This window comes from Bacteroidia bacterium (assembly GCA_025056095.1).
Taxonomy (GTDB): Bacteria; Bacteroidota; Bacteroidia; order JANWVE01; family JANWVE01; genus JANWVE01.
The window spans coordinates 1-4,058 of record JANWVW010000246.1 but is presented as its reverse complement, the minus strand read 5'-3'; the positions used below and the strand labels follow the sequence as shown (position 1 = coordinate 4,058).

Below are 4,058 nucleotides of genomic sequence, written 5' to 3'. Positions count from 1 at the left end.
ATGGAGCATGCCCGTAAGGGCAGTGCGAAGCGTTAGCGAAGCACCGAAGCGAAGCGCAGTGCGGAATGCCCCGACCCGAGCGTTAGCGAGGGGCACGCCCAAAAAGTAATTTATCAATCAAAAATAATACATTGCATCCTACGCCAGTGAAGTATTTGATAGAAGGAGTAGGCAAAAAAGCAAGTATTTTTGAAATAGGTAATAAACCGCGTGTTTTGACTAATTCAAGGATTTTGGATTTATTTTTTGCTAAAAATAAAAATTCCCGTTTTTTAAGAACGGGAATTTAATGTATTTTACTAAACATGCACTAATGGTTGGAAGATTCGATTCTTTCTATTCTAAGTTTGAGGTCTTGTATAATTTGCTGTTGTTCTTTTATAGCTTCCACTAGTATAGGTATAATAGCAGTAGAATTTAGGGTTTTGAGTAAATACCTTGTTGCAGGAACTTTACTTTCTGCACTTTGTGCTAATCCGCCAGAACCAGGGATAGAAGCTTCACGTACGAGTTCAGGCAGAACAGCTTCTACTTCTTGGGCTAAAAATCCAATTTGTTTTTCAGTATCACCTTAAGCTTTTTTGTTTTACACAAAAGACAATATAATATAAATTTTTTGGCATACCCCTTGTAGGCGTTTCGCTGCGCTTATGCCCACGACGGTGTGCTGCGGGGGGCTACGTGCGGAATGCTCTGCTCTGAGTGCAGCGAGGGTATGCCTGAAAAAAGAACAGTTCTATTATATCGCAAATCTTTTATCTGCTTCGGAATATAGCTTGAGCAAAATAAAAAAACCTAACGAAAAAGCCACTAAACTTGAACCTCCATAACTGAAAAAAGGTAAAGGAATACCTATCACAGGGGCTAAACCTAAAGTCATAGCTACGTTCACAGCAAAATGAAAAAAAATAATTGAAACATAAGCATAACCGTAAATGCGTGTATACATATTTTTTGCATTCTCAGCCATGTATAAACATCGCAGCATAAAGGCTGTGTATATCAAAAGAAAAATAAAGACACCTCTAAACCCTTGCTCTTCACCAATAGTACAAAAAATGAAATCTGTTGTTTGCTCGGGGATATATCCACCTTTTGATTGAGTACCTCTTAAAAATCCTTTTCCTAACCAACCCCCTGAACCTATCGCTATTTTAGATTGTATTACGTTCCATCCTGAACCTTTGGGGTCAATAGTAGGGTCTAACATAGCGTAAATCCTATCCCTTTGGTGGGGCTGTAATACTTTATTGACAAACATATTTGCAGAAAATATGACTATTAAACAGGCTAACGCTATGATAATCAAAGACTTGATGTAAAATCTGTTAATAAACACTAACATCAACAGAGTAGGCGCTACAATCCAAAAAAATAACCATTCTAACGGAAAAACTAAGGCTAAAATACATAAAACAGCCCCTAATGCAGGAATGATAATAAATAAAGGGGATAATCCTTCTCTAAAAGCAGCAATAACAAAAGTTGTAAATACTAATGCCGAACCTGTATCATTTTGAGCTAGTACCAGCAGCATGGGCAGCATAATAATACCTGCAACAAAAAACTGATCTTCACGGTTTTTGAAAGTAAAATTTGTATGACTCATATACCGTGCTAAGGCTAAGCAAACAGCCAACTTAGCAAACTCTGTGGGCTGAATTCTTATCGTGCTTGTGATTTTTATCCAACTTTTTGCACCATTTATACTAGGAGCAAAAAATAAAGTCAAAACCAACGTAAATATCACAAGGGTATATACAGTATATGCATATTTATTGTAATACCAGGCAGGGTTTACCAAAATAAAAACACCTATGACTAAACAAATAATTATCCAATAAAATTGTTTACCTGCTTCAAATTTTGTGTTTATCATTTCTTTCCAAGTAATAGTGTCTGTGATAGTGCCTATTTTATGTTCAGCCGAATAGATAGAAAACCACCCGCCAATTATCAAAAGCAAGTACAGAATTAGACTTACCAGATCTATCTTTCCAAAAAGCTTTTCTTCCCTACTTCTATTCATCATGAGGTTTATTGTATTTGAAGTACCATTCCAATTTTTAGCTTGGTTTTGGGAGTTAGGTGGTTAATTTGGCAAAGCTTTTCAATAGTGGTACCGTATTTTTTAGCAATGCTCCATAAGTTATCCCCTGAAACTACGGTATGTGTAAGGGCAGTTGTTTTAGGAAAACCTCTTAGCATCGTGGAAGGTTTTTCTTGGATATTAGGCTTGGGGTTAAGGTTACTGTTTTGAACATTAGAAGAATTGCTAGGGGTTGCAGGTTTAGGAGTTACAGATGCAGATGCATTACTATTATAGATGACCAATTTTTGCCCAGGATGTATCAAAGTACCAGATAAATTGTTCCAGGCTTGGATAGCAAATACAGTTGTACCAAATTTTCGGGCAATTGAACCCAAAACGTCACCAGGTTGTACTGTATAAATGATTTGATTCCCATTTGTAGTTATATTTTTAGCTGCGTAGTAAGTTTCTTGGGGTGGCACCTGTTTTTTATTCTCAACCTCTGTAATTAGTTTTTGCAAGCTATCTTTAATGGTATAGAAGTATTCTTCACCTTTTCGGTAGATATAGTATGAGTTGAGTAATCCTTGTGCCATTAGAGCGCCCCGTAAAGCGTATCCTTGTGGAGTTAAATGTATTCTATCCCAACCAAATAAACCTTCCTTTTGCCACTTTGGAACGGCGTATCGCCCTCCGCTGATAGCATAGTTATCCCAAAAACCGCAGTTGTTATCAAAAGCGACCTGCTTAGTTACGTCTCGTGCATCTTTACTCCAATTTCTATTGTAATATCTTCGGTAGTAAAACTCATGAGGAGAAGAAAGTAAAATACTCGCGTTAGGACACCATTGCTGAATATTTTTTACAATTTGGGACAATCTTGAGGCATAGCTTTCTTTATGAACGCCCCTACCGTAGTATTCATTTCCCCCCATGTCTACAATGACAAGGTCTGGGTTCATTTCTTTAATTTGAACTTCCATCAAGTTTTGCCGCAAAATAGCTTCAAATGGAGCACCGTTGATGCCGACAGCATGGTAAAGTATTCCGTTTTCCTTTTCTAATTCAAAGCTTAATCCGTAAAGCTCAAAAAATTTAGACGTTTCAATTTTAAGTGTGTCATTGAGAGTTTGAAATACTCTTTCCATAGATAAAGTAAGTGTTCTTGTTCTTCTTGGTACTCTAAAGCCAATATATGGCAAAGTAGACGCAGTGTCTGCTACGCAATTGACTACAAAAGAAGCCGAATCATTGACTGTAACTTTGACATTAAAAGTATGAGGAGAGCGTTTGTAGTACAGTTTGACATAGTCAAAGTCTGCTTTGGATACTTCGTTTCTAAAACTTATTTTGACCGATGCATTAGGGTCTGAAGTTCGAGCTGTAACGCCTGTTAGACCAATATCAAATTTTTGTTGCTTGCGCACATTAAAATCACTTTCCCATTTTCCTTTTACTTCGGAGTAATGGGTAAAAGCATTATGCGTACCTGCTGCACGATAGGGGAATATCATACCTCGCCCTGCGTATCCGAATTCTTTTTGCAAAATATTTCTCATGTTATACGAATATCCGTCAGGTTGTATGTGAGAGTCCCCAATATGGACAATAATAACTTTTCTATTTTTAGATTGATCGAGGGCTTGGTAAAATTTTTTCATTGCTTCGTGGTTGGGCTGTTGTATAAAGTTTATGCTGTACTCAATGAAGTCATATTTTTTATGAGTAATTCCTGTGTATTCTGTGGTGTATGTAGTATCTATTGAGTTAGAGTGTATCTCTTCGTATTTTGTTGTATCTTGTGTTTCAAGAACTTGGCAGAATGTAGGCTTGCTTAAAATTAGCCCTAAAACGATGATAAAAGCAATTACTTGCATACACTTTTGAACGTGAGTTACAAGGGCAGACAAAAATAACAAATTATAGCATAATAGTTTTAGAAGGTAATCATTTTTTGGGCGTGCCCCTTGCTGACGCAAGGGTCGGGGCATTCCGCACTGCGCTTCGCTTCGGTACTTCGCTGCGC

At 37.3% G+C, this 4,058-nt stretch carries 3 protein-coding genes; 1 reads left to right on the top strand and 2 read right to left on the bottom strand.

The window, feature by feature from the left end:
• The first annotated feature begins 425 nt into the window (after window positions 1–425).
• Window positions 426–575, top strand: a complete 150-nt coding sequence (locus NZ519_12810; GenBank protein MCS7029635.1) for a hypothetical protein — start codon at window positions 426–428, stop codon at window positions 573–575.
• A 164-nt stretch (window positions 576–739) separates the two neighbouring features.
• Here the strand turns inward: NZ519_12810 and rodA are convergent, their stop codons facing one another.
• Together rodA and NZ519_12800 are read right to left on the bottom strand one after the other, a co-directional pair.
• A complete protein-coding gene (gene rodA / locus NZ519_12805) occupies window positions 740–2,029 on the bottom strand; it encodes a rod shape-determining protein RodA (protein ID MCS7029634.1) in 1,290 nt (429 codons plus the stop codon).
• 8 nt (window positions 2,030–2,037) lie between these two features.
• The coding region (locus tag NZ519_12800; GenBank protein MCS7029633.1) for a LysM peptidoglycan-binding domain-containing protein at window positions 2,038–4,058 on the bottom strand (2,021 nt) is incomplete at its 5' end.

What these genes read in the sequence shown, in the direction of transcription:
- rodA (MCS7029634.1), bottom strand. Translation starts at nt 2,029, where the DNA reads ATGAATAGAAGTAGGGAAGAAAAGCTTTTTGGAAAGATAGATCTGGTA.